Genomic DNA, 24,201 nt, shown 5'->3' with positions numbered 1-24,201 from the left:
GTCATTGTCCTCCTCCTCCCTTGCATGCCCCGTTCGGGTCTGTTGTTGGTGCGTTCTGACGCTGCTCGCCTGGATCTCAGTGAGCGCGAGGAGAACAGATTGACGGCGACCGAAACTGGAACGAGCCCACCCGGGCAAGAACGTCGGCGGCTTCATGCGTGTCCCGTTGCGACGACGGCTATGGCGCGATGGTCGGCAGGAACCGAGTTGCCGCGCCAGACGACGTGCAGATCGGGTCGAACCAGGACCAGGTCGTAACCGTAGACCTCGCGAGCGGGCTTGCTTTCGACCTGAACGATGTCGAGCTTTGCGCCGAACTCTGCAAATGACTGGCGGAGCTCAGGCAGCGCTTCGTGGTCCCGGCCAATACTGACGAGTGTGAATTCATTGCCGATGCGATCGTGTAGTGCCTGGCCGTCGTCGAGCCAGACGTGAGGCAATCTCGAGCCGGGCCGTGTCGTCGGTTGGTAGCGATCGTCGACCAGCGGAGGCGGGGGCTCATCGTCCGCGCAGATCAAGGGTGAGCCGGCGTAGCTGTAGCCGAGCTCGGTCCCGATCATCTCGTGGCTGAGGCGCTGGCCAAAGGCCGCCAGCCTTGCGACCTCGTTGCGGTTTGCCTCGCCTTCGGGCGTGTCGCTGTCGATCTCGGGACGGCATGCCGCGCGCCACGAGTTGACGCCGGCCGCAGCGCGACCGGAAACGTCACGATTGTGAAGTCCGACCGGGCGACGCTCCGACTCATAGGACGAGAGCAGGTTCGGTCCGCCCCAGCCGGCGAGCGTTCCCGCAAGTTTCCATGACAGGTCGATCGCATCGCCGACACCTGTGTTCGTCCCGAGTCCGCCGGTCGGGATGACGAGGTGAACGGCATCTCCAGCAAGAAACACTCGTCGATCCAAATAGCGCTCGGCGACCAGCAGGTTTTGATGCCACAGGGTGACGTTCAGGACTTCGAAAGGAACATCGATACGAAACATTTCCTGTAGCAGGACTGCCGGGGTGGGACCTTCGATCGAACCCGTATTCGCCATGAAGAGTCTCAGATCATCCTGGACAACGAGCATGCCGAACGGGAAATGATAGTGGCGGCCCGGTCCGAAGGGCAGGCGCGAGAAGAGAGCCTCGCTGCGGAAGAATATCTGGCGTTGTTGCGCGATGCGCCCCCGCCCTTCTAGCTTGACGCCCAATTGCTTGCGGACGGTACTGCTGCCGCCATCGCAGCCGACCATGTATCGCGTTCTGATCCTGCTCGACGTTCCATCCGTAGACTTGACGTCGGCGTCGACACCGGCGGGGTCCTGCGAAAAGCTGATCAATTGGCATCCAAAGCGGACATCCGCCTTCGGCAGGCTTTCGACGACCGATTTCAGCAGCGGCTCGAGTGTGTATTGCGAGATGAGCTGGTAGGGCTCGAGCGGCAACGTGCCGTCATTGCAGCGACGGCCGGCTTCCTGCATGGCAGCGACCGATGGATAGGGAAGCTGAAAAATCTTCTTGCCGCACAAATGCGTTGCGATGAAGACGTCCATCGGAATGTCCCGGAACCGGCTCGCGGCGCGGATTCGATCGGCCAATCCAAGACGACGATAAAACTCCATGGTTCGCGCGTTGCAGCGTTCCATCTTCGGATGTTGCAGGCACGTCTGGTTCCGTTCGATCAGTAGGACCGATACGCCGCGCTTGGCGAGATCGATGGCAAGGGTCTGCCCGACCGGGCCGGCACCCACGACAAGAACGTCGGCATCGAAGGTGCTCGCGTCGTCTCGCATGGCAGCACTCATCAGCTCACATCCTTCTACCGAGCTCGAACCGATCCCAACAAGGCCGCGGCATTCGCCTCGAACGAAACGTCCGTGAGGGCGGAAGCTGCAAATGCTCCCGGTGCAGGCTGGCGTATAGCGAAGGGATAGTCCGAGCCGACGACGAGGCGATCTGATCCCACCTGATCGGCCAGGAAGCGGAGCGAGGCGGGGGCGTAGACGATGGTGTCGTACCAGAATCTCTTCAGCGTTTCCGACGGCGCCTGCGTAATCGCTTTGCTCCAGGGCGCCGCCATCTTCCAGGCAAACTCGATGCGGGGTGCGATCCACGGGAATGCGCCTCCCCCATGGCTCAACAGGATGTTGAGCCGCGGAAACCTCTCGAGCACGCCGCCCGCCAACAACGAGGTCGCCGACAGCGCGGTCTCGAGCGGAAACACGGCTGCCGCCGCGAGCTCCCTGGGCCCACCGATGCGCTCGAGGCCCGCAGGATGCAGCGGATGGACAAAGACAAGAAGACCAAGCTCCTCGGCGCGCGCGTAAAACGGCAGCAGCTTCGGGTCGCCAAGCGGAACGCCGTCGATATGCGTCCCAATTTCCACCCCGCGAAGTCCTTGCTTCTGGATGTCATCGAGCCGTTTGGTTGCAAGCTCGACGTTCTGCATCGGCACCATCCCGATGCCTTGAAACTTGTCCGGGGCGCGAGCGATCATCTTACCGATGTGGTCGTTCATGATCCTGGCAAGATGATCGGCGAGCTCCGCGGGCAGCCAATGGGACAGCAGTTCAGGCATGGGCGAGAGGACCTGAACGTCGGTCCCGTCCGCGGCCATGTCGTGCAATCGCCGCTCGGCGTCCCAGGAGCGTGCATCGATTTCGCGAAATGGCTTGCCGTCGATCATCAGGGCCGCTCGGCCGGCTTCGCGCATCTCCAGTGTCGGCCAGAGACGATGACGTGCGGGCAGGTCGGCCAAGGAAATCGGCACGACGTGCGTATGGATATCGACGACCGCCAAAGTGGAATCCTCCCCAAGATTGGCCACATCTTACTACGCACAATATCGATATAAAATAGAAAATATCATCTTTGTCGATGTTTTATGATACTGCTATGATGGCCGCAGATTCGGAGGGCAGATATATGGCAGACGTTGAGGAGGGCGCCTCGGTCGCCGTCACTAGAACAAGGGCGATCTACGAGCGGATTCGCCGGGAGATCATCCAGGGGGCGTTGCCGCCGGGGGAAAAGCTGCGGATCGAAGTCCTGCGGACCAGATACAATGTCGGCGGTACCCCGCTGCGCGAGGCGCTGAATCGCTTGTCCACCGAAGGGCTTGTCGCCCAGTCCGACCAAAGGGGATTTCGGGTCACGCCGGTCAGTGCCGACGATCTGCTTGAGCTCACGCGAACCCGGTGCTGGATCAACGAAGTTGCTCTGAGGGAATCCATCGCGCGCGGCGGTCAAGACTGGGAAGAGCAGGTTTTGCTGGCGCTTCATCGGTTGTCGCGCGTTCCGGTCGTGGTCGACAACCGCATGAATCCCGAATTCAGCGAATTGCACCGGGTGTTTCATGGCGCCTTGCTGGCCGGCTGCGGCTCGCGCTGGCTGATGGATTTCAATGACCTCCTGTTCGATTGCGCCGAGCGCTATCGGAATTTGCTGGCAGTCATAGGCGCGGTCCGGGATGTGCACGGAGAGCATCGCGCAATCGCCGAGGCTGCGATTGAGCGCAAGACCGCATTGGCCGTCGGGCTGCTCAACGATCATTACGAGAAGACGAGCGGGACGCTGCTCCGGGCGATCGAGGCCGGCGGGCTCACGGGGCGTTGATCGGCGCCAGCGGTGGACCATCCCGATCGGGGCTAGACTTTCGATAAAATGATAATTACGATGGAAATATCGATATTTTGGTCGACGCCTCCAGGGATGGAATGAGCCGATGCGAATTGTGAGGTACTACCGCCAGGGAACGGTCCGGCTGGGTATCCGCGAAGGCAGCGAGGTTGTCGACCTGTCGCACGCCGATCGCGGGCTGCCGGGCGATGTTGCCGATCTGTTGCGAGCTGGTCCCGATGCTCAGGACGCGTTGATCTCCGCAGCCCGATCCAGCAGGATCCGCTTGCCTGTCGCCGATCTGAAGATGCTGCCGCCCGCCTCGAGCTGCGGCAAGATCATCTGTCTGGGCTTGAACTATATCGATCATGCGGCCGAGGGCGGCGCCAAGCCGCCGGACTATCCGATGATCTTTCTCCGCGCGGCCACCTCGCTTGTCGGTCACAACGCGCCAATGATCCGACCGAATTGCTCGGATCAGTTTGACTATGAGGCGGAGCTCGTCGCCTTCATTGGAAAAAAGGGTCGGCACATCTCGCGCGCAGACGCGCTGTCGCATGTCGCGGGATACTCAATCTTCAATGACGGCTCGATCCGGGATTATCAGTGGAAGACGTCCCAGTGGACGGTCGGCAAGAATTTCGACGGCACGGGCGGCTTTGGTCCGGAATTCGTATCGGCCGAAGAGGTGCCTCCCGGCGCGAGCGGATTGAAGATCCAGTCGCGCCTGAACGGACAAGTCATGCAGGATGCGAACACCAAGGACATGGTCTTTGGCGTTGCGGAGACGATCAGCCTGATCTCCGAATGCATGACGCTCGATCCCGGTGACATTCTGGTGATGGGAACGCCGGGCGGAGTCGGTGCTGCGCGCAAGCCGCCCGTGTTCATGAAGCCCGGCGACGTCTGCGAAGTCGATATCGAATCGATCGGCGTGCTTCGGAATCCGATCGAGCAGGAAAGCCGCTAGCCGCTCGACAACTTCTTCCTTGGCATTCCCGGGGCGATGGCCGTGAGCGGAATTTGCGAAGCAGGTGCCTCATAACGGGTTTGCTCCACGCAACTCGACGAAGCAGTCCCAATCACGCGTGCCGATACGGGAGGAAATGAAAATGATCCGCTACAGGAAACTCGGATACGTTGAGCTGAACGTCAGTAACCTGGAGAAATCTCGCAAGTTCTACGAGGACGTCGTTGGTCTCGAGTTCGTGGGTGAGCGATCCGACGGAGCAGTGATGTTTCGGTGCGACGACGAGGATTCACGCTCCGTCATCCTGCACCAGAAGCAACCGGCGGGGTTCAAGAGCGTCGGCTGGCAGCTGGAGGACGGCTCGCAGTTCGAGTTGCTTCATCGCCGGCTTCGCGAGGCCAATGTGCCATATGAAGAGCTTGGCTCCTCGCAGTGCGATCTCCGCCAGGCCACGCGGGTGACTCGCACAATGGAACCGCATTCCCGCGCCGCTCTGGAATTCTTCACCTCCGACCGTCCGCGTCCCAGCAAGCTGTTCGCGACCACCCACACCAAGATCCAGCGTCTTGGCCATGTCGTGTGGTCCGTGCCGCATGAGGACGAATCGATCGCCTTCTTCCGTGACGTGCTGAACTTCCGGGAATCCGACAGCATTGGAGAAATAATGACCTTCATGCGGCCGTTCCCAAGTCCGTTTCATCACGGCATCGGAGTCGGCAAGGGTCCGAGGGGGGTCATTCATCACCTGAACTTCATGGTTTCCGAGATCGACGATATCGGAAAGGCGCAGAACCGCATGAAGAAGCACGATGTGCCGATCGTGTTCGGGCCGGGCCGGCATCCAGCCTCCACCAGCGTGTTCTTCTACTTCCTGGAGCCCGACGGCATGACGCTCGAATACAGCTTCGGCATGGAGGAGTTCACCGAAGTGGATCCGCGCAAGCCGCGCACGCTCCCAATGGCCGCGGAATCGATCGACACCTGGGGCTCGGTCCGGGATCCACGCATGGGACAACTTGGTGACATCGAAGAGACAAAGATCGGAACGCCTGCGTAGCGCCGAGGAGGTCGCCTGACCTCCGGACTGCTTCCAGCCTCGCGAGTGAAGGATGATATACCGAGTTACCGTGAACGGCTTGTCCCACGAGGTCGCGGCGGCGCCGGAGACACCGCTGCTGTACGTGCTGCGGAACGATCTCGGATTGAACGGTCCGAAGTTCGGCTGTGGTCTCGGGCAGTGCGGTGCCTGCGCCGCACTGATCGGCGGCAAGCTCGCGAGAACCTGCTCGATTGCCTTGCGGCATGTCGGAGGCGACCCGATCGTCACGCTCGAGGGACTGGGCACGATGCAGAAGCCGCATCCGCTGCAAAAGGCGTTCATCGAGACGCAGGCCGCGCAGTGCGGTTATTGTTCGAACGGCATGATCATGGCGGCGAAAGCCCTGCTCGACCGCAATCCAAATCCCAGCGATGACGAGATCAAGGACGCGCTCGCCGACCAGCTTTGCCGCTGCGGCACCCACAACCGGATCGTCAGCGCCGTTCGCAAGGCTGCCATGGAGCCGGTGCGATGAGCGTCATGAGGGTTTCCCGCAGGCATGTCACGCAGTCACTTGGCGTGGTGCTCGCGACCTTTGCGCTGCCATCCCCGCACGTGTTTGGCCAGGCGCCGGCAAATGTGCCGTTCAGCCTGCGCAATAATCGCAAGCTGGAAGGTTGGATCCGCCTGGAGGCGGATGAGACGGTGACGGTCTTCACGGGCAAGGCCGAACTCGGGCAGGGGATCCTGACGGCGCTGGCGCAGATCGCGGCGGAGGAGCTCGACGTCGGCTTCGACAAGATCCGCATGATCTCCGCCGACACGTCGCGGGGGCCTGATGAGCAGTATACGTTCGGCAGCCAATCGGTCGAGCAGAGTGGTGGCGCCATTCGTGCGGCAGGTGCCGAGGCGCGCGGCCTGCTGCTTGCCGCGGCGGCGCGTCGGTTTGGCGTTCACACCCAAGAGCTGCAAGTCAAGAATGGCACGATCGTTGCGGACGATGGCCGACGCGCGACCTTTTGGGAGCTCGCGAACGAGAGTGCCGGCCTATTGAAAGGAGATATCGCACTCGCCTCGGCGCCGAAGAAGCCGGGCGACTACGCGATCGTCGGCAAGTCGGTCAACCGGATTGATCTGCCCGGCAAGCTGACGGGAGCGCCGTCCTATGTCCAGGACATGCGGCTGCCCGGAATGGTCTTCGCGCGGGTGGTTCGTCCGCCGCGTTACGGCGCCAGACTTCTCGAATTCGACGAAGCGGCCGCGCGCGCGCTTCCGGGGGTGGTCGCGGTCATCTGCGACGGCAATTTCCTTGCCGTTGCTGCTAGGCGAGAGGAGCAGGCTATTGGCGCTTGCGATGTGCTCGCCGCGAGCGTGCACTGGAGCGATGACGCGGTCGAGCTTCCCGACATGGCCCGCTTGCACATCGAGCTCCAGAAGCTGCGCGCGGAAACCATCGTCGTGGGCACGGCCGGTCAGTCGGAGCCTGTGTCGGGCCAGGCGAGACGAGTTAGCGCCGAGTATTCCCGTGCGTACCTGTCCCACGCAACGATCGGCCCATCCTGTGCGGTCGCGTGGCTGAAGGACGGGCGCATGACGGTGTGGTCGCACACCCAGGGAGCGTTTCCGCTGAGAGGTGACCTGGCCAAAGTGCTGGGCATGCAGACCCTCGACGTCGACGTCGTCCATATGCCTAGCGCCGGATGCTATGGGCACAATGGCGCTGACGACGTCGCGCTGGACGCAGCGCTTGTCGCGCGCGCCGTTCCGGGCGCGCCGGTCAAGCTGCAATGGATGCGGGACGACGAGTTCGCCTGGGCGCCGTTCGGTCCGGCAATGGCGATGAAGGTCGAGGCGGCGCTCGGATCCGACGGCAAGATCGTCGACTGGTCCTACGACGTCTGGAGCAACAGCCATGCGATGCGGCCGGGGCAGGCCGGCGGGGTCAATCTTCTCGCGGCCTGGGACCTGAAAACGCCCTTCGTCAAATCTCCCGCGCCGCACATCCCCCAGCCGTTCGGCGACGGCGACCGCAATGCGGTGCCCTTCTACGAGCTGCCGCGGAAGCAGATCCGCAACCATCTGCTGCTCGATGCGCCAGTGCGCAACGGCTCGTTCCGGACGCTGGGATCGCACGGCAACATCTTCGCCATCGAGTCCTTCATGGACGAACTCGCGCAAGCCGCCGGCAGCGATCCGCTGGCGTTCCGCCTTGCCCATCTCAGAGATCCCCGGGCGCAGGCGGTGCTGCAGGCTGCCACCGACAAGGCGGGGTGGGCGCCGGGCAAAAAGGGCGATGGCCAGCGCGGCCGCGGCCTGGCGTTCTGCCGGTACAAGAGCATCGGGATGTATGCAGCCGTTGTGGTCGACGTCGAGGTCGACCGCAACAGCGGTGTCATCAGGGTCCCCCGCGTGGTGTTGGCTGCCGATATCGGACTCGTCGTCAATCCGGACGGTGCCAAGAACCAGCTCGAAGGCGGCATCGTGCAGGCGGTTAGTCTCACGCTGAAGGAGCAGGTCGCCTTCGACAGGCGTCAGATCACCAGTCGGGACTGGTCAGGCTATCCGGTCATCACGTTTCCCGAAGTTCCACACATCGAAATTGCGCTGATGGAGCGGAGCGATCCGTCGCTCGGGGCCGGCGAAGGTTCGCTGCCGCCGACGTCGGCGGCGCTCGCCAACGCTTTCGCCCATGCGACCGGACGCCGACTCCGCGAACTCCCGATGACACCTGAACGCGTGAAGGCGTCTCTTGCCTGACCGATCTGGGTTCGAAGCGGACGGGTTTTTGGCTTTTAGCGAGTAGGGAAAGGAAGACAGCAATGAAGAACCGCCAGATATGGCTGCGCTCACGCCCGAACGGCATCCCGCAAGCGGCAGATTTTGATCTCCGCGAAGTCGAATTGCCGACTTTGTCGGCTGGCGAATTCCTCGTTCACAACGCTTATCTTTCGGCAGACCCGGCGATGCGCGGATGGATCGCGGACAAGAGCACCTATTGGCCGAGAATAGAGGTGGGTGACACCATGCGGGCATTTGCCGCCGGCGACGTCATTGAATCGCGCAATCCTGCCTATGTTGTCGGCGACAGGGTCATGGGCATATTCGGTTGGCAGGATTACTCCGCGGTCAAGCAGCCCCAAGTGATGCGCAAGGTTCAGGAACCGGATTTGCCGCTGTCGCTGTCTCTGGGGATACTAGGGCTCAACGGGCTCACCGCTTATTTTGGCTTGTTGGACGTTTGCCGGCCGAAGGCGGGAGAAACCGTTGCGGTTTCGACGGCGGCTGGCGGTGTCGGCTCCGCTGTTGGGCAGATCGCGAAGATCAAGGGATGTCGCACGATCGGATTCGCTGGCGGATCCGAGAAGGTTCGACATTGCGTGGAGGAGTTCGGCTACGATCATGCAATTGATTACAAAGCAACGAAGGACCTTGACGCGGCGCTGGCAGAGCGCTGTCCAGACGGGATCGATGCATTCTTCGACAACACGTCGGGCACGATCCACGACGCCGTTCTTCGCCGCATCAATCTGGGCGCGCGCATAGCAATCTGCGGTACGGCTTCCTACGCAAGCTGGGATCCTTGGAATGAAGGGCCGCGTCCGGAGCGACATCTGCTTGTCAAGCGCGCGATCATGCAGGGGTTTCTGACGACTGACTTCGCGGCAAGGTATGAGGAGGCAGTCGCTGCGCTCGCCGGCTGGATTCGAGAAGGACGTCTCAAATATCGGGAGGACGTGCTGGAGGGCATTGAGGCAGCACCGGCATCAATCGCTATGCTTTATGCCGGCGAGAATCGAGGAAAGCTCATCATCAGGCTGTAGGCGAGGAAAGCATGGGCCGACCATGGCAAGTTGTCCGGCGGCGAGATAGCTGACGAATGGTGGGCTTCATCGTTTGCTTGACGGATACGACGCGTAACGACGTACCTCGTTATCCTGTTCGACGGCTTCGAACTTCAGTGCGATCGGGCGCTAGGCCGCCCTCGATGTCAATTATTCGAATCACGGAACAGGGGAATTGGTCTACTCGCGCGGTCGGTCTGTTCGCAGTCCATGATTGCGAAGTCTGGTGAGCCTGCCCGCCAACGAGACAGCCTTTGAGTTCTATCTGCGGGCGATCCAACGTTCGATCTTAGAGCAAGACGCTGAAGCTCCAAGCGCTGCCGGAAAGATTCCGTGTCATGTTCACCGTGAAGATGCCACTATGCCAGCGGTGCCCCGACCCGGGAGCAAACCCACAAAATCGTTGCATCCTCGAGCCCGACCGATATGCATGCGTGTCCCATCGTGCTGTCGAAATAGCAACTATCGCCCTTTTCGAGCTTTAGCGGCAAATACTGATCAGTATGAATCTCGACGGTTCCCGTCAGCACATAGAGAAACTCTTCACCCTGATGCGACTGCAATGCAGGGAATTCCGTGACATCGTGCGCACGTAGACGGGTCAGCAGCGGAATAAACTGCTTTTGCGCGATGTCAGCACATAGCACCTCGTAGTCATATTGCGGTGACGCATGCTGAACCCCTTCGCCGGCACGGGTGACCGTTCGACGACCAGTGGTCATGGAAGTCGACTTTTCACTGAAGAACGTGGCGACATCAACGTTCAACCCGTCCGCCAGCCGCAGGATGTTTTCATAGAGGGCGATTGGCCAGTTTGACATAGTATCTAGCCTGCCGCTTCTCCGTGCCAATGACATATAATACATCTTTTATAGTAAAATCAATAACATACTACTTATGTAGCCGATCGATTACTTTTCCTATTGTCATCGAACGGCGACATATGGTAATGTCGTCGAACGATTACATATGGGAATCTCATGCTTACGCGTACCCCTGCTGACCTGGGCGCCGTCATTCGAGACCGGCGCAAGCACCTCAAGCGCAATCAGGCGAGCTTAGCTAACGAGATCGGCGTCAGCCGCCAATGGCTCATCGAGCTTGAACACGGCCATCCGCGCGCGGAGTTGGGCCTCGTGCTTCGCGTCCTAGATGCCTTGGGTATCAATCTCGATGCGGAAATAGCCCAAGCCAAAGCCCCGCGTTCAGGCACTGTCGACATTAACGCGATCGTGGCGAAGGCGAAGAAGAAGCCATGACCGAACTTGTTACTCTTCTCGACGGGAAGGAAATCGGCCGGGTACATAACGATACCCGCAGTCGCCTGACGTTTATCTATGACGATCAGTGGCGCAACGCCAGCGAGGCATATCCCCTATCGCTCTCCATGCCGATCGCGGCCAAAGAGCACGGTCGTGCCGCGGTCGAAGCCTTCCTCTGGGGCCTATTGCCGGACAATGAACAGGTGCTGGCCCGCTGGGCCGCGAAATTCCAGGTCTCGGCCCGCAACGTTTTTGCGCTCATCTCGCATGTCGGCGAAGATTGCGCGGGCGCTGTCCAATTTGTGACCCCGGAACGCCTCGAGGCCATACGCAATGGCAAGGAGGATAAAGTCGAATGGCTCGACGAATCCGAACTCGCCAAGCGCCTTCAACTATTACGTGAAGATCACGCCGCCTGGCGATTGCCGCGCGACACTGGTCAGTTCAGCCTTGCCGGCGCCCAGCCCAAGACGGCACTACTTCTGCAAAATGATCGTTGGGGCATTCCATCCGGACGCATACCGACGACGCACATTCTGAAGCCGCCGACAGGACATTTTGACGGCCATGCGGAGAATGAGCACATCTGCCTCATGCTCGCACGTAATCTTGGCCTGCCGGCCGCCCAATCAAAGGTCAGGCGATTTAAAGACGAAGTGGCCATCGTCGTCGAACGCTATGACAGGCAGCAGAAAGGCAACGACATCATTCGCGTGCATCAGGAGGATACCTGTCAGGCGCTTGGGATCATGCCGACCAAGAAATATCAGAACGAAGGCGGGCCAAGTGCCGCCGATATCATCGACCTCTTGCGCACCTATTCGACGGATCGCGACACCGATCTCGATACATTCGTCACCGCTCTTGGCTTCAACTGGCTGATCGCGGGCACGGATGCGCATGCCAAAAATTACTCTTTGCTCCTGAGCGGCCCAGACGTCCGGCTTGCACCGCTCTATGATGTTGCGAGCATTCTTCCTTACGAAGAAGTCGATCTGCGCAAGGCTAAACTCGCGATGAAGATCGGGGGCGAGTACAAGGTCGAGCTGATCGGACTGCGCCAATGGCAGAAATTTGCGCGTGACGTGCGAACAAATGCCGATCAGCTCATCGAAGTCCTCATCTCTATGGCCAGGCATCTCCCCGATGAGGTGGCCGCCGCGCGTGCGCTGGCTCGCGAAGAAGGGTTAAATAACACCCTGATCGATCGTTTGGCTAAGCAACTGATTGATCGAGCCCACGAATGCCAACGCGCGCTTGGTGGTACCTAGCCTCCGATAGGAACATGCCTCTCGATCATTACGTTTCACAGGTTCATCTGCGGCAGTTCTATTCCCCAGCTCTTGACGGAAAGCAGATGCACGGCTTTCGCAAGCGCGACGGTCACGTTTTCCCGTGCAGCTCGAAGGATGTTTGCCGCGTGCAGGACGGCAGCACGAACGAATATTTGCTGAACGATCGAGCGATTGAGGAATTCCTGAAACCGGTCGAACCCAACTACAATACCGCAATCGCCAAATTGCGAACCGGTAGACCGAGCCGGGACACCGTCCATGTGATCGCTGGTTTCGCGCCTATGTAACGAGCTGCTCGCCGGCGGCGATGCGGCTGCATGCCGGGCCTTTGAGAAGCACGGTACCGAAGTTTTTGATGATCTTAGCATCCAGTCCAGCATTGTTTCCTCCATCGCTATGACCGCGCGAATCGCGACCTTCTGACGGAGGCCTTTGCGTAGGAGGAGGCGGATGCATCGCTTGCGACCGGAACGAAGAGGAGGAGTGCCTGCACTTGCAGCCATTACCCCGCGAGCCCGCACGAGCGGCAGAAGCCTCGGCGGGCCAGGAGCGGTTGCTTGCACGACTTCAAAGAGATTTAGAGCGGTCTAAATATAAGTCCGCACCGAAGCGGCGATCACCCAAGCAGACGAAGGAGGGGAAATAATTCGGCTCGGGTCCGAAGTGGGACCTGGATTTAGGATTATCTGCAGCCGCAAACTGACGCTCAGCTTGATTCACGTGCGTGGTCTTGGGGGCTGGCGAACATACGCGGTCCGAGCGGCTACAGCCCAGGGAAAGCCCAAGAATGAACGCGAACAAAACTCGAACTTTGTGCAAAATGTGAAGATGAAATCGAAGTAAAATCAATTACTTACGTGTAGAACGATCCGTTCGGGACGCAGGGGTCGCAGGTTCGGCCGATTGCGGTTGCTGCCCCGTTCAAAAAGTCGGGATGGTGGTGCCCGTATGAGTCCTCAAGGACCTCTGGGGACATACCAAGGAACCCAGCCGCTTCCCATAGGCCACGCTGCATCAGCCAGGTCGCTGCGGTGTGGCGTAAGGTGTGCGGGGTGACCCTCCCCGGAAGCTTCGCCAGGCCCACCGCCGATTTGAAGCCCTTCTTCACGGAGGCAACTGGTTTGCCATTGAATTCGAAGAAGCAGGCGGCCAGCCGAGGAGGAACTGGAGCCGGCGTCTGACGCTTTTTGGAGGCACGCTTCCCGATCGGCTTGCGGTAGAATATCCCGCGCTCAAGGTCGACGTAAGACCGACCGGGCTCGGCGTAGGGCGATGCCGCAGCGATCGCGCCCGCCCTCGTCCCGGTGTAGAGACCGATCAAGATAAATCGAGCGATGTGTCGTAACGGTCGGCGTCCCGTACGAATGGGAGCGCCCTTCGAACCAGCGGCATGGATCGTCTGCTTCTCGCGATAGCGCCAACTTTGATCAGCGCGTAATTAAATGTCAACGGAGGCCCTCCGTGGAACATCGCGGCATCAGTTTCTCGGTCGCCGAAATGAGCTTTCCGCACAGTTGGAAATGGACCGTACGAAAGGACAAAACGGTTTCGGTGGGCGTTTGCGCCACGAGACTAGATGCGATCCGTCAGGCTCAAACCTTTATCGACGCAGTCATAGATTGGGCAGCGTAAACTAATGCGAGGCGGGACGCCTGCGCGCACGGCAGCGCTCCAGCCCTTCCGACGTCGACTTCTGAGATAACCAGACATGCGCGGGCGCTTTCCTTACGCCGGTCGCGATTTCCACTTCTGGCCCCGTTTCAGACATGGGGTCGAGGCCTCAGAATGTCCGTTGTCTGGGGTAGATCAGAAGTTATCGGCGGACATCACAAACGATTGACCTAATCCGGTCCTAAGCGGTCGTTCCGGTTGACGGCAAAGCGGTCTTATCATTCGGCAAACGGCGTGGAAGCGCGAAGCGGCGCCATAGCGAGACGCCCAGACATTGCCAAGCGTAACCGCTCGCGTCTCACGCTAGCCAAAATATCCGCCGACCACGAAGACGAAGCTCGGCTGGTATGGTATTTTTAGGTGGGGGAAGCCTTAGAATTAGACCTAGAAACGTCATTGCATGCGTAGAGCGCCCAGGGGCATTGGAGCCTGATATGGCCGACTTTGTTATGCGCAAACTCAATACGCGCGCAGCGGCGCTATAAGCATTGCGTACCACGTCATTGGCGACGGACCAATCGATCTTATGATCGTGCCTGGCGCCATCTCTCATCTGGAGGTTATTCACGAGCTGCCGGGCGTAAGCAGCATGTGCAGCGGCTAGCTCGCTTCGCTCGGATCATAAGTTTTGACAAGCGTGGCGTAGGCCTGTCCGACCGCGTACTGGGGGAGCCATCGTTAGAAGAGCGCGTAGACGACGTTCGTGCGGTGCTGGATGCGGTGGGGTGCCGCAAGACGGTGTTGCTGGGTTTCTCAGAAGGCTGTCCCATGAGCCTTCTGTTTTCCGCGACTTATCCGGATCGTGTTTCTCACCTGGTTCTAGTGGGCGGGTTCATTCGAGCCGATTACTCTGTCCCCGAAGCTCAGTTTGTGGCGATTGCTGACAAGATAGTCGCCGGGTGGGGTTCCGGGCAGATGATGAAGCGCGTCGTCGGGATAACGGAGGGTTCAAAGGAGCAGCTCGCAGCGCTCAGCAAGTTCGAGCGGATGAGTTGCAGCCCCGGCGCGTTCAAAGCGGTCATGGTGATGAATCGACGCATAAACGTCGAACCGATTGTGCAAAGTGTGCGGGTGCCAACTCTTCTACTGCACAGCAAGATCGACGCTGTCGTTCCCGTATCCGAGGGACGGAAGCTGGCGGATGCGATTGTCGGAGCAAAGTACATTGAGTATGAGGATCTTCCGCACGGTCTCCTCCTTACGCCGCGAAGAGGTGATCAGCGACATTGAAGAGTTTGTCACGGGGCACCGCCCTGACGCTTCGATTGACGTTGATCGTGTACTGGCGACCGTGCTGTTTACCGACATAGTCAACTCAACGACAACCGCGATCGAGCTTGGAGATCGCCGTTGGCGCGACCTTCTTGACGCTCATGATCGCTTGGCAGCTCAAGTCGTCGAGAAGCATCGAGGAAAGTTGGTGAAAAGCACCGGCGACGGAATTTTGGCAGTGTTCGATGGCCCCGGACGCGGGGTTCGTTGTGCTTTGGCGCTCGGTGAAGTCGCGCGGCAGATCGGCCTGACCTTGCGTGCAGGGCTGCACACGGGCGAGGTCGAGATGCGTGGCACTGACATAGGTGGAATAGCGGTTCACGTCGCCGCCCGGATTATGGGGCGGTCGGGTGCAAACGAGGTATTTGTGTCGCGCGTTGTTACCGACTTGGTTGCAGGTGCCGGACTAAGGTTTACGGACCGCGGTTCGTTCGACCTGAAGGGATTGCCAGGATCGTGGGATTTGTTCTCGGCCAATAGCTCAAATACCTCGTATGTTTGCTTCTGGCCCAATCGCGTCAGTTGGCGCAGTGCAGCGACATGTCCGAAGTTGAGGGTAGACCAGAAGTATCTGGCCGACTGCAAAAACGACGCGATTGACCGAACAGAGGCATCGACCGAGGTCGCCAGACCTACTATGATCGCATATCGTCAAAGGGCTCTCGGGTTGGGAAAGCAGGTGAGCGGCAGTCGGGTCGAGCGACGACTGGTAGCTGTGCTGGCGGCGGACGTGGCCGGCTACAGCCGACTTATGGGGTTGGACGAGGTCGGCACCCTTGAAGCCCTGAAGTCCCACCGGCGCGATATCGTTGATCCGGCGATCAAAGCGCACTATGGGCGCATCGTCAAAACCACGGGCGACGGAATGCTGGTTGAGTTCGCCAGCGCCGTTGACGCTGTCACATGTGCGGTTTCGGTCCAGGAAAGGATGGCAGAGCGAAACGCCGCCAGTTCCGGTCCTCATATTGCTTTCCGTATCGGCATCAATATTGGTGACATCATCATCGAGGGTGACGACATATTTGGCGATGGCGTCAACATCGCTGCGCGCATCGAAGGCGAATGCAAACCTGGCGGCGTCAGCCTTTCGGCAAGTGCCTTCGAGCAGGTAAGAGGCAAGACAGAGTTTTCTTTTGAAGACCTCGGAGAGAAATCACTTAAGAACATCGACCGACCGGTTCGCATCTACGCTACGCATTCGCTCAAAGCGCCAGCGAGCGCAGTTGCTGCAAGTCAGATTGCCCAACCTAAGGCGGCTCCTCCCATTCTCGAGAGGCCTTCGATCGCCGTCTTGCCATTTCAGAACATGTCTGGCGATCCCGACCAGGAGTATTTCGCGGATGGGATAGTTGAAGATATCATTACGGGTCTTTCTCACTTCAAATCGCTGTTCGTCATCGCCCGAAATTCTTCGTTCACCTATAAGGGAAAGGCAGTCGACATAAAGCAAGTAGGTCGCGAACTCGGTGTTCGATACGTTCTCGAGGGCAGCGTCAGAAAGGGAAGCGGAAGAGTGCGCATCACGGGGCAGTTGATCGACGCCACCAACGGCGCTCACCTTTGGGCTGACAAGTTTGATGGTGCAGTGGCAGATGTTTTCGAGTTGCAGGATGAAATCACCGAGAAGGTCGTTTCGTCGATTGCTCCCGCACTTGAAGTCGCCGAAATCGAGCGGGCCGGCCACCAGCCAGCGGCACTTCATAGCTATGACCTATTTTTGAAAGGTATGGCTTTCTACTATCGAAGGACGGGTCCGGATTTTATGCAGGCCTACGCCATCTTTAAACAAGCGTTGGAGATTGATCCGAGCTATGCCGCCGCGCATGCGATGTTGGCCTTCAGTGGCTTAGCCTTTCAGGCGTTCACCGGGGTAAAACTGTCCGTGGATCGATTACAGGAAGCCCTCGAAAGTGCGGAGGCGGCAAGAAAGCTGGACGAAGCTGATGCATTCGTTCAAGCCGCCGCAGGGCATGTTCTCGTCTATCTTGGGCATAAATACGATCTCGGTCTTTCACTGGTCGACCGCGCGGTAAAGCTTAACCCGAACCTCGCCCCGGCATGGTACAGTCGGGGGGCAGTGACGCTGATGTGCGATCAGCCGGAGGAGGCAATCAGGAGCTTCAATCATGTGATGCGACTGAGCCCTCGCGATCCCTTGTTGGTTCGAGTCTGGTACATGACAAGTTGGGCATATTTTTCGCAGAATGACTATGCGAATGGACTTCGTGTCGCCGATCAGGCGCTGCAGAGGGCACCTGATGTTCATTCGCTGGCAGCTTTCACCGCCAACGCAATTCGAGATGAGAAGCCGCTTGAAGCGAGGCAGGCAGCTCAGCGTCTACTCGAATTTCAACCGGACTTCCGAGCATCCCACGCACACTATCTGTTTCCGATTAGATCACTCCTTGTCCGGGAAGGCATCCAGAGCGCGCTTCGGGACGCCGGCATCCCCGACTAATTGATGGCCTATGACAGTCCGCTGTAGGCCCATCACGTCAGTTAGTGCGTTGCAACGACATGTCCTGAGTCGGGGATAGACCGGAAGTCACCGGCTGAGGCGCAAACCGACGCGATTGACCCTTACCGGACATGGTGAGCTTCCTAAAGCCATAGCTATTGCTCATACTGGAGGTTGCCAAGGGCATGGATGAACGCTTTTGGTTTTGCGTTTCCGCCGCTCCTATTCACTGACGGCGCTGCTTCCGTATCGATTCTTGGTTCTTACGCGTGCATCCTGATCGCTATCGTTACAGCAAAGTTCATAATGGAGGCATTGATGAAACGTCGCGACTTTCTGGCGCGAACTGCAGTTGGCGCTTCCGCGAGTCTCCTTCTGGGAAACGTTCGGTCCGACGGTTATCGTTTCATCGGTTCAGCCCTTGCCGCTGGCGAGGGAGATCGGCAGAAAGTTACCCTTGAGCAGAAGTTCGCCGAATTTGCACTTTCTATCAAGTATGAAGACTTGCCTGCGGAAGTTATCACAGCGGCCAAGCGGGTACTTCTTGACACGCTCGGATGCGCATTCGGCTCGGTAGGAAGCGAGCCCGCAGATATAGCAGAGACGACAACTCGCAAGACCTTTGGAAATGGCAATACAGCCACCGTGATCGGCTATCCACGACCCGCTACCGCAGAAGGCGCACTGTTCGTCAACGGCGTCCTCGTCCGCTCCCTCGACCTGAACGATACCTATATCGGCACCGAGCCACTTCACCCGAGCGAGGTGCTTCCGACGGCCATTGCGCTTTGCGAGGAGAATGGACGAAGCGGCCGTGATCTCATTGAGGCGATGGTCGCCGGCTATGAGGCCAGCATGCGCGTCAATGATGCGATCTCCTTCATCGAGCGTGGTTTCCATCCCTTGTGTGCGGCCGCTTACGGTATCCCTCTGATTGCGGGCAAGGTCTGGGGACTTCCGAAGGAAGCCATCGCCAACGCGGTCGGAATTTCGGGCGCCCGTGGCTTCACAAGCTTTGTCGTCAATAGTGGCGCGATCAGCATGATGAAAGCCATGGGACTTGCCGCCACTGCCGCTGACGGCGTTTTCGCAACACGACTCGCCGCGCAGGGTTTTACCGGCCCGTCTGGGACGCTGGAATGGCTGGCTTCGAAAATGAAACCCGTCAAGGAAGGGTTTGCCGTTGACCTCGAGCTTGCGCCGTACCGGCTGCCCCGGGTGGCCTTCAAACGTTTTCCCATTCAGATCGAGTTGCAGGCCGTGGCAGAGGCAGGCACATCGCTTTCTGGGAAGGTCAGGGATCGTGCACAGATCGTCCAGGCGATCACGGTGGAGACTTATCCCAGCATAATCGAGCGCGTCGCGGACCCCGCGAAATTCAAGCCGCAGACAAAAGGTACCGCCGATCACAGTCTTCCGGTCTGCCTTACCATGGCGCTTCTCGACGGCGATGTGACGGTGGCCCAATTCGAGAAAGACCGCTGGCGGGCTCAGGACGTAATGGCCCTGGTAGAAAAGACGTCGGTGAAGCCCGGGGAGGCACTTATTGCCAAACTTCCCAAGGGGCGTGGCGCAAGCGTCGAGATAGTATTCGCAGATGGTCAGACCTTGCGCGAGACCGTGGAAGTTCCCGAAGGAGGCGCGGAGCGTCCGCTTTCGCGGTCGTCACTCGAACGCAAGTTCATAAGCCTCGCGGTCCCCGTGGTTGGCAAGGCCGGCGCGGAGCGCGTCATGTCGCTCGTCGACCGTCTCGAAGAGTTAAAGGATGTCCGGGAATTGACCCAGGCCCTCCGTGGAAGTGGAAAGCAAAATCCGGTGTGAACCTTTGGATAGCGGCGATGCCGATGTCGGTGTTGGCCCGTTTGAGACAATGCCGACGAACCCGGAGAATGTCTGTTTATAGGGATATACCGGAAGTCCTAGGCCGCCGGCCAAAAAAGGCGCTTTTTGACCCGAACTATAACTCGGGCACTCCGGCTAAGCGCATCCCCTCGTAGAACAGCTCGCGTTTGGCGAGGTAGGTCGGATTGTTGCCTTTGGCGTTGATGCGATAGCGACGAATAGTGAAGCCATGGTCAAGAGCCAATCCGGCCTCGGCAATGGAGCGCGCCTCTTGCAGGTCCCCCACCAGCGCAAGCGCGGCCGCGAACTGAAAATGAGAAAGAGCGTGATTTCGATTGGCCTCGAGGCTGCGGCGAAACCAATCGATTGCCTCGCGCTCTGCATTGGTTGTCAACTTGCCCATCCCGACAAACATGTACCAAAGGAAGGCGCGCGTATCCCGTGGGGATAGCCGCAGAGCCTCATGAACATGTCCCTCGACTTCCTCGCCACGCCCGATCTGATATTTCCCGAGTCCGATGAACCCATGTGCATCGGCCAAATTCCAATCCAGCAGCAACGCCCGCCGGCATTCAGCGATACCTATGGAAGCGCGGTCGGTCTGAAGTTGAATTGCACCTAGCAGCATGTGGGCTCTCGGATGGTTGGGCGCCTGAAACAATACCTTGTTCAAGGCGGTCTCCGCGATTTCAAAGTGAGCCGAGGAATTGTCCGTCAGGAAAGCTGAGCCCACCGACACATCGATCTGGGCTGCGGCGACGGCTGCTTCGACATTATCGGGGTCAAGAGCAATCGCACGCGCGAAGAAATCTCTCGCTTGTGCCATGAATGTCGGTGTCACTCCTTTGTTCAAGAAGGCTCTACCCTGAAAGTACAAATCCATGAAGCCGGGACGCAATGACCGTTCGGCGCGTCGTGCTTCGGCTTTCACCAGTTCGGCATTCAAGGTGTTGGCAAGCCGAGACACGATCTCATCCTGCAAGTCGAACAAGTCCGCTGCCGGCTTGTCGAAGCGCTCCGCCCAGACATGGGTCGCGGTCTCGGTGTCGATCAGCTGAACGTTCAAGCGAAACCGGTCGCCGCCGCGCTGTATCGATCCTTCCAGCACGTACCGTACGTTCAGCTCGCGGCCGATCTGCCTGACGTCCGCGGCTTTGCCCTTGAAGGTGAACGCGGTGTTGCGCGCAATGACGAACGAGCCGGCAATGCGCGACAGGTCCGTGGTGAGGCTTTCGGTCACACCATCGACGAAATAGTCCTGTTCGGGATCGCCGCTCAGATTTGCGAACGGTAGAACGACGATCGACAAATGCGGCATCGCGGATGAACCCGACAACGCGCCGATGTGCGGGGGTGTCGAGGGAGCAATGTCGGACCGCAACGTAGCATCGGTCGGCTCTCCATTCACGGCCAGCATGTAGCCGCGGCGCGGCAAGGTTCTCAGAGCCGTCCGGCAGACCGTTCCCAAGGCCCGCCTGATGTCGCCAATAGCCTGGACGAGAGAGTCTTCTGTGACCTCACAGTCCGACCAGACATGGTCCAGGATCTCGTCCTTGCCAACCAGCCGTCCGGCCCGTGTCGCAAGCAGTTGAAGCACCAGCCAGGCGCGTGGGCGCAACGGGACGACGTTGCCGCCTTCGTCGAGCAACAATTCGCGGGTTAGATCCACCGTCCGGTTGCCGACAATGATCGAATGCTGCTTGACCAATGACGCCTCGTAGCGACGCTTTCGGAAAATTTCGGGAAGGTTTCGGGACGCAGCGCGGATTGTACAGCATCATCCTGTGGCCGGGATAGCAAAATAGTCCCGTGAGGTGATACGTCAAGCGAGACACAGGAGGCTGCTTCCATGATCCGTACCGTGATCCTTGCTGCGCTAAGTCTCTCGGTCGTCGGTCTTGCGCCGGTTGCAGGGGCGGACAAGAGATATGGCCCCGGCGCCACTGACACGGAGATCAAGATTGGACAGACGGTCCCGTATAGCGGGCCGATCTCTTCGCTGAGCCGTTTCGGGCGAATTGAGACGGCCTATTTCAGGATGATCAACGCGGCCGGCGGTATCAACGGTCGCCGGGTGACGCTCGTATCGCTCGACGACGCGTTTGCGCCGCCGAAGGCGGTGGAGCAGACGCGGAGGCTTGTTGAAGGCGAAGGTGTGCTCGCAATCGTCGGCTCGATTGGGACGCCGACCAACCTTGCCGTGGCGAAATATCTCAACAGCAAGCAGGTTCCGCAGATTCTCATTCTGGCCAGCACCCCGAAACTCAACGACCCGGACAATCTTCCATGGACGACCACGTTCATGATGCCGCAGCCCGTCGAGACCCGGATCTACGCTGAATATCTGCTGCGGACCAAGCCTGATGCGAAAATCGCCGTCATTTATCAAAATGACGATCTCGGAAAGGGCAATCTGGAGGGCTTCAAGGCAGCACTGGGATCAAGCGCTTCGATGATCGTGAGCGAGGCTGCTTATGACATCACGGATCCAACGATCGATTCACAAATTCTGGCGCTCAAGGCCTCTGGCGCCGATACGCTGTTTCACGCGTCCAATGCGCGATTTGCAGCACAGGCCATCCGCAAGGCGCACGAGCTTGGGTGGAAAGTTCAGCATGTCCTGCTGTCCGGTGTGAGCGGCATTTCGGCTGTGCTGACTCCGGCGGGGCTTTCTGCATCGACCGGGGCGGTCACGTCGTTCTGGCTGAAGTCGCCGGAGGATCCGGTGTGGGATGCCGATGAGGGCATGAAGGCGTATAGCGCCTTCATGAAGGAGTGGGCGCCAAACGAGTCCCTCGATGACGCCGTCTTCCCGTACGCGACCGCTCAGATCATCGTTGAGGTTTTGAGGAAGTGCGGCGACGATCTCTCTCGCGAAAATCTGATCAAGCAGGCGACGAACGTAAGCGAATTTCAGTTGTCGATGTTCCTGCCTGGCGTGACGATCAACATCACTCCCCACCAACGGATTGGATGGCGAAAAGCCCGGATGGCGCGCTTTGACGGCACCAGATGGGTACTGCTCGATGATGTCATCGGCGACTGACAACAGCCTTACTCAACTCGGGTCGACGGTCGGACAATTGCCATGAATGACGGCTTGAACGTTGCGATCATTGGTGCGGGAATTGGTGGCCTTGCCGCGGCGCTCGCATTGCGCGCGCGGGGCATGCAGGTGACGGTCTTCGAGGATGCGGAGTCTCCGCGCGAAGCCGGCGCTGGAATATCCATTCCTCCAAACGCAGCGACCCTGCTAAAACGCACCGGACTTCGCGGCACGATCGAGAAGATCACCACAACAAGCCAGGGACTGACGCTACGGACATCACGCGGGGAGCTCGTTTCGGGACCACCAGCCTCTTCCACGATGCAGAGCTATCAAATTCACCGCCTCGACCTCCTCAATATGCTTCTCGATGTGATGAGGGAGGCGGTCAGGTTTGGGCACCGATGTATTTCCGTCAATGAAAAGAATATTGGAGCGCGACTGACTTTTGCCAATGGCGCTATTTGCAATGCGGATGTCGTCATAGGCGCAGATGGCATCCATTCCATTGTACAGCGCGAGATAGGCCTGACCTCGAGCCCGACCAGCGAAGGCATCGTGGCCTATAGAGGCCTCGTGCACTCGTCGCGTCTCAGTAGGGCCACAGAACTGCGCGGCTTGAACATGTGGATGGGAGATGGACGTAGCTTTATTTGTTTCCCGGTTTCCCAAGGGCGCTTGATCAACGTTGTCGCGTTTGTACCAAGCTCCCGTGACATGGAGGAGACTTGGTTCGGACCGGGCGACGTCGAGGCGCTCGCAGGCGAGTACAAGGGCTGGGATGCTCCCGTCCCAGACATCATCGCAGCGCTGGATCAAACCTTTCGTTGGGGCATCTATGATCGGCCCCCGTTACCATATTGGTCCAAAGGGTGCGTAACCCTTCTTGGTGACGCCGCTCATCCGATGGTCCCGCATTTTGGCCAAGGTGCCGGGCAAGCCATTGAGGACGGCTTTGCGCTTGCCGTTTTACTTGAGCGGGCGAGGCGTGACGAGATTCCGTCCAGACTGGAGACCTACCAGAATCTGAGATTGGAGCGTACCAGCCGCGTTCAAGTCGCCTCTCGGTTGGCCGGTAGGTTCTATCGATCCGCCAGCGAAAGTGCTTCTGAACGCGCTGAGAAATTGGGAGAATGGATGTCGGCGGCGGCATGGATATTTCCATACGATGCCGAGAAAGCTGCGGCGGCATTGCTGAACAGCGCGTCCTGATCATAAGTCCGCTTTTGGCCCTTCTGAGACATGCCGAACGGCCGTGACGATGTCCGCTTCCGAATGAAGACCGGAAGTGCCAACCCGCCGATGCGAGGTCTCAGTTTGACCCGAAGGCGACATTCGAAAAAGCCGCCACGATTGAACCGTGGCGGCGATATTTCCTTGAGGCGATCGAAGTTCCATTAAGGCCAAGCGATCGATAATCGTTAGCTGATTGTTAGCGCCGATAGCTGGTCGGTGTCGTAGCGGCTTCTCAATTCCGAGATGACCTTGGCGTCCGGAGGGCCACCGCGTGCGGCCACTTTCGCAAGCTCTTCGAAATAATGTTCGTGACCGGGCGGCGATACGGTCATGAGCATCCGTGCCGGCTTGTCGCTGGCGTTGCCGATGTTGTGAGGCACGCCCGGCGGAATGAACAGGTACGTTCCGGGTCCGGCGCGGACCAGTTGGCCGCCGACATGCCACTCGCACTCGCCCTCCAGCACGTAGAAGGTTTCTTCCTGGACCCGATGAACGTGGAGGCCGGTGAAAAAGCCGGGTGGCAGCGTCCAATCGAACATAGACGTGTGCTTCGTGTCCTCTCCGGTCACGAGGAACGCCATCGGCTGGCCGGCCAAGGTGACTTCCTTGCCTTCACCCGGCATTCGAATAACTGCTTTTGCGCTCATTATGCTCCTCCGGGGTTTGTCGATTCG

The 24,201-nt window shown here is 59.2% G+C and carries 19 protein-coding genes; 14 read left to right on the top strand and 5 right to left on the bottom strand.

Translation table 11 applies throughout. From position 1 onward, the window contains the following. Positions 1 to 152: 152 nt before the first annotated feature. Both UP10_RS33320 and UP10_RS33315 read right to left on the bottom strand, forming a co-directional pair. Positions 153 to 1,781, bottom strand: coding sequence for an FAD-dependent monooxygenase (locus tag UP10_RS33320; RefSeq protein ID WP_245322054.1), 1,629 nt, complete (start codon positions 1,779 to 1,781; stop codon positions 153 to 155). 14 nt (positions 1,782 to 1,795) lie between these two features. Further along, a complete protein-coding gene (locus UP10_RS33315; protein ID WP_044591433.1) occupies positions 1,796 to 2,776 on the bottom strand; it encodes an amidohydrolase family protein in 981 nt (326 codons plus the stop codon). Between the two features lie 77 nt (positions 2,777 to 2,853). Here UP10_RS33315 and UP10_RS33310 point away from each other — a divergent pair, with 77 nt between their 5' ends. The 6 genes from UP10_RS33310 to UP10_RS33285 all read left to right on the top strand — a co-directional run bounded on the left by UP10_RS33310 (position 2,854) and on the right by UP10_RS33285 (position 9,424). Beyond that, a complete protein-coding gene (locus UP10_RS33310) occupies positions 2,854 to 3,591 on the top strand; it encodes a GntR family transcriptional regulator (RefSeq protein ID WP_082077378.1) in 738 nt (245 codons plus the stop codon). Positions 3,592 to 3,700: 109 nt separating this feature from the next. Then, entirely contained in the window at positions 3,701 to 4,564 is an 864-nt protein-coding gene (locus UP10_RS33305) for a fumarylacetoacetate hydrolase family protein (protein WP_044591432.1), read from the top strand. Positions 4,565 to 4,706: 142 nt separating this feature from the next. Next, the gene (locus UP10_RS33300; protein ID WP_044591491.1) at positions 4,707 to 5,621 is read left to right on the top strand and encodes a VOC family protein; all 915 of its coding nucleotides are present in this window, start codon (positions 4,707 to 4,709) and stop codon (positions 5,619 to 5,621) included. 52 nt (positions 5,622 to 5,673) lie between these two features. After that, positions 5,674 to 6,138: a (2Fe-2S)-binding protein gene (locus tag UP10_RS33295; RefSeq protein ID WP_044591431.1), complete on the top strand. Its 465-nt coding sequence runs from the start codon at positions 5,674 to 5,676 to the stop codon at positions 6,136 to 6,138. Continuing rightward, complete coding sequence (locus UP10_RS33290; protein ID WP_044591430.1) at positions 6,135 to 8,360, top strand: xanthine dehydrogenase family protein molybdopterin-binding subunit; 2,226 nt, start codon at positions 6,135 to 6,137, stop codon at positions 8,358 to 8,360. The genes UP10_RS33295 and UP10_RS33290 overlap by 4 nt, the downstream gene beginning before the upstream one ends. A gap of 62 nt (positions 8,361 to 8,422) precedes the next feature. After that, the gene (locus UP10_RS33285) at positions 8,423 to 9,424 is read left to right on the top strand and encodes an NADP-dependent oxidoreductase (RefSeq protein ID WP_044591429.1); all 1,002 of its coding nucleotides are present in this window, start codon (positions 8,423 to 8,425) and stop codon (positions 9,422 to 9,424) included. Positions 9,425 to 9,804: 380 nt separating this feature from the next. Here the strand turns inward: UP10_RS33285 and UP10_RS33280 are convergent, their stop codons facing one another. Continuing rightward, positions 9,805 to 10,266, bottom strand: coding sequence for a cupin domain-containing protein (locus tag UP10_RS33280; protein WP_044591428.1), 462 nt, complete (start codon positions 10,264 to 10,266; stop codon positions 9,805 to 9,807). Between the two features lie 159 nt (positions 10,267 to 10,425). Between UP10_RS33280 and UP10_RS33275 the strand changes: the two genes are divergently transcribed. From UP10_RS33275 to UP10_RS33245, 6 genes are all read left to right on the top strand, one after another. Beyond that, a complete protein-coding gene (locus UP10_RS33275; RefSeq protein ID WP_044591427.1) occupies positions 10,426 to 10,704 on the top strand; it encodes a helix-turn-helix domain-containing protein in 279 nt (92 codons plus the stop codon). After that, a complete protein-coding gene (locus tag UP10_RS33270) occupies positions 10,701 to 11,978 on the top strand; it encodes a type II toxin-antitoxin system HipA family toxin (protein WP_044591426.1) in 1,278 nt (425 codons plus the stop codon). Before UP10_RS33275 ends, UP10_RS33270 begins: the two co-directional genes overlap by 4 nt. Beyond that, entirely contained in the window at positions 11,951 to 12,289 is a 339-nt protein-coding gene (locus UP10_RS46780; RefSeq protein WP_502692318.1) for a DUF4238 domain-containing protein, read from the top strand. Before UP10_RS33270 ends, UP10_RS46780 begins: the two co-directional genes overlap by 28 nt. A 1,975-nt stretch (positions 12,290 to 14,264) precedes the next feature. Continuing rightward, positions 14,265 to 14,903 carry an alpha/beta fold hydrolase gene (locus UP10_RS46055; protein ID WP_063775415.1) on the top strand — a complete coding sequence of 213 codons (639 nt, stop codon included), beginning with the start codon at positions 14,265 to 14,267 and terminating at the stop codon, positions 14,901 to 14,903. Beyond that, positions 14,845 to 17,403: an adenylate/guanylate cyclase domain-containing protein gene (locus UP10_RS33250; RefSeq protein WP_245322064.1), complete on the top strand. Its 2,559-nt coding sequence runs from the start codon at positions 14,845 to 14,847 to the stop codon at positions 17,401 to 17,403. Before UP10_RS46055 ends, UP10_RS33250 begins: the two co-directional genes overlap by 59 nt. A gap of 189 nt (positions 17,404 to 17,592) precedes the next feature. After that, positions 17,593 to 19,224: an MmgE/PrpD family protein gene (locus UP10_RS33245; RefSeq protein WP_044591424.1), complete on the top strand. Its 1,632-nt coding sequence runs from the start codon at positions 17,593 to 17,595 to the stop codon at positions 19,222 to 19,224. A 136-nt stretch (positions 19,225 to 19,360) separates the two neighbouring features. On the opposite strand, the gene UP10_RS33240 is transcribed toward UP10_RS33245, so the two are convergent. Further along, positions 19,361 to 20,953: a winged helix-turn-helix domain-containing protein gene (locus UP10_RS33240; RefSeq protein ID WP_156180476.1), complete on the bottom strand. Its 1,593-nt coding sequence runs from the start codon at positions 20,951 to 20,953 to the stop codon at positions 19,361 to 19,363. 141 nt (positions 20,954 to 21,094) lie between these two features. Between UP10_RS33240 and UP10_RS33235 the strand changes: the two genes are divergently transcribed. Both UP10_RS33235 and UP10_RS33230 read left to right on the top strand, forming a co-directional pair. Then, a complete protein-coding gene (locus UP10_RS33235) occupies positions 21,095 to 22,291 on the top strand; it encodes an ABC transporter substrate-binding protein (RefSeq protein WP_044591423.1) in 1,197 nt (398 codons plus the stop codon). A gap of 42 nt (positions 22,292 to 22,333) precedes the next feature. Beyond that, positions 22,334 to 23,503, top strand: coding sequence for an FAD-dependent oxidoreductase (locus UP10_RS33230; RefSeq protein ID WP_050043907.1), 1,170 nt, complete (start codon positions 22,334 to 22,336; stop codon positions 23,501 to 23,503). A gap of 209 nt (positions 23,504 to 23,712) precedes the next feature. Here UP10_RS33230 and UP10_RS33225 read toward each other — a convergent pair whose 3' ends face one another. Beyond that, entirely contained in the window at positions 23,713 to 24,174 is a 462-nt protein-coding gene (locus tag UP10_RS33225; RefSeq protein WP_044591422.1) for a cupin domain-containing protein, read from the bottom strand. Between the last annotated feature and the right edge of the window lie 27 nt (positions 24,175 to 24,201).

It is taken from the genome of Bradyrhizobium sp. LTSPM299, from assembly GCF_000938235.1.
GTDB lineage: Bacteria > Pseudomonadota > Alphaproteobacteria > Rhizobiales > Xanthobacteraceae > Bradyrhizobium.
Note: the sequence above shows the minus strand (reverse complement) of the source record. Positions and strands in the feature narration are given on the sequence as shown.